1 tRNA gene and 2 rRNA genes (1 of these 3 running past the window's edge) are annotated in these 2,352 nt (G+C 52.1%); all 3 read right to left on the bottom strand.

What is annotated here, in order from left to right:
* Window positions 1–118, bottom strand: a 23S ribosomal RNA gene (locus H6F50_RS26325) (its annotated part extends 2,500 nt beyond the left edge of the window); the annotation flags it as partial.
* Window positions 119–389: 271 nt separating this feature from the next.
* Window positions 390–463 (bottom strand) — tRNA-Ile (locus H6F50_RS26330).
* A 109-nt stretch (window positions 464–572) separates the two neighbouring features.
* Window positions 573–2,063: ribosomal RNA gene (locus H6F50_RS26335) — 16S ribosomal RNA — on the bottom strand.
* Window positions 2,064–2,352 lie beyond the last annotated feature (289 nt).

Consider the following 2,352-nt stretch of genomic DNA (forward strand, 5'->3'; position numbering starts at 1 on the left):
TTCGGATATCTCCGGCTCATTGCTTGCTTCCAGCTCCCCGGAGCGTTTCGTCGGTCGCCACGTCCTTCATCGCCTCTGTGTGCCGAGGGATCCACCATAAGCTCTTTGTAGCTTGACCACATTCTCTTGCTTGGATGATACGGACGCCTTCTTCGATTGGACGTCTCGTTTTTTCCTGCTTTTTAACGTTACTATGCAGTTTTCAAGGTTCTTTGGCTGGAATTAGAGTCCAGCAGTCTCTCTGAGGCTTTTCGAGTTTCAGAGTCGATGCTGACTTCTTTTTCTGGTTTTCGGTTTCGACTTGCTCGGTTTATAGATATGCCACTCAACCGGGCTTCCCAACTTAAGCTTTACCCTCTTACTTGTCAAGCTGATTGCTTGACTTTAGGTGGGCCATCCTGGACTCGAACCAGGGACCTCACCCTTATCAGGGGTGCGCTCTAACCACCTGAGCTAATAGCCCATGAACCGGAACCGTAATAGTTTGAAAGCTTTTGATGACACAACCTCGACGACCTGGGATGACCTTCTGTGACCGACTTCATCGGTACTCAGAGGTTCGGTCTCCCTTAAAAGGAGGTGATCCAGCCACACCTTCCGGTACGGCTACCTTGTTACGACTTCACCCCAGTCATCAGCCCTGCCTTCGGCGTCCCCCTCCTTTGCAGGTTAGGGTAACGACTTCGGGCGTGGCCAACTCCCATGGTGTGACGGGCGGTGTGTACAAGGCCCGGGAACGGATTCACCGCCGTATGCTGACCGGCGATTACTAGCGATTCCGCCTTCACGCAGGCGAGTTGCAGCCTGCGATCTGAACTGAGCCACGGTTTATGGGATTTGCTTGTCATTGCTAACTTGCTGCCCTTTGTCCGTAGCATTGTAGTACGTGTGTAGCCCAGGACGTAAGGGGCATGCTGACTTGACGTCATCCCCACCTTCCTCCGGTTTGTCACCGGCAGTCTCCCTAAAGTGCCCAACTAAATGATGGCAACTAAGGACGAGGGTTGCGCTCGTTGCGGGACTTAACCCAACATCTCACGACACGAGCTGACGACAGCCATGCACCACCTGTGTTCCGGTTCCCGAAGGCACCCTTCTGTTTCCAGAAGGTTCCGGACATGTCAAGTCCTGGTAAGGTTCTTCGCGTTGCATCGAATTAAACCACATACTCCACCGCTTGTGCGGGCCCCCGTCAATTCCTTTGAGTTTCACACTTGCGTGCGTACTCCCCAGGCGGGATACTTAACGCGTTAGCTACGGCGCGGCCCGGGTCGATACAGGCCACACCTAGTATCCATCGTTTACGGCTAGGACTACTGGGGTATCTAATCCCATTCGCTCCCCTAGCTTTCGTCCCTCAGTGTCAGTTGCAGTCCAGCAGAGCGCTTTCGCCACCGGTGTTCTTCCCAATCTCTACGCATTTCACCGCTACACTGGGAATTCCCTCTACCCCTACTGCACTCTAGCCGTTCAGTTTCCACCGCCTTTCCAGGGTTAAGCCCCGGTCTTTAACGGCAGACTTGAACAGCCACCTACGGACGCTTTACGCCCAATTATTCCGGATAACGCTTGCATCCTCCGTATTACCGCGGCTGCTGGCACGGAGTTAGCCGATGCTGATTCCTCAGGTACCGTCATTTTTTTCTTCCCTGAGAAAAGGGGTTTACAATCCAAGAACCTTCCTCCCCCACGCGGTCTTGCTCCGTCAGGCTTTCGCCCATTGCGGAAAATTCCCCACTGCTGCCTCCCGTAGGAGTCTGGGCCGTGTCTCAGTCCCAGTGTGGCTGATCGTCCTCTCAGACCAGCTACCGATCGTCGCCTTGGTAAGCTTTTACCTTACCAACTAGCTAATCGGACGCGAGCTCATCTTCAGGCTATAAATATTTCACCTCTCGGCACATCCGGTCTTAGCAGTCGTTTCCAACTGTTATCCCCGTCCTGAAGGCAGATTCTCACGCGTTACTCACCCGTCCGCCACTAGAATCCGAAGATTCCCGTTCGACTTGCATGTGTTAAGCAGACCGCCAGCGTTCATCCTGAGCCAGGATCAAACTCTCCATTGTGTTAAGTGAGTTTGTTTTTTTGGCTATTGGAAACTATAAGTTTCCTACCGACTTCGTCTTGGTGATTGAAGTCTCCTCCAATTCACCTGATTTTTTTGACGAGGTACTTGTGTTTACTTGGCTTTCAAACTATTATTTTTTCTAGGTTCGGTGCGCTTCGGTGTCGCTTCACTTTCGCTTGCTCTCCCGACCGCTTTATTAATGTAGCAACCACGAACCGTTTCTGTCAACTGTTTTGAAAAACTTTTTTGGAAAACTCTCAAAAGCTCCAGCCGAGCAGCTTTTGGGC

This window comes from Coleofasciculus sp. FACHB-712 (assembly GCF_014695635.1).
Taxonomy (GTDB): domain Bacteria; phylum Cyanobacteriota; class Cyanobacteriia; order Cyanobacteriales; family FACHB-T130; genus FACHB-T130.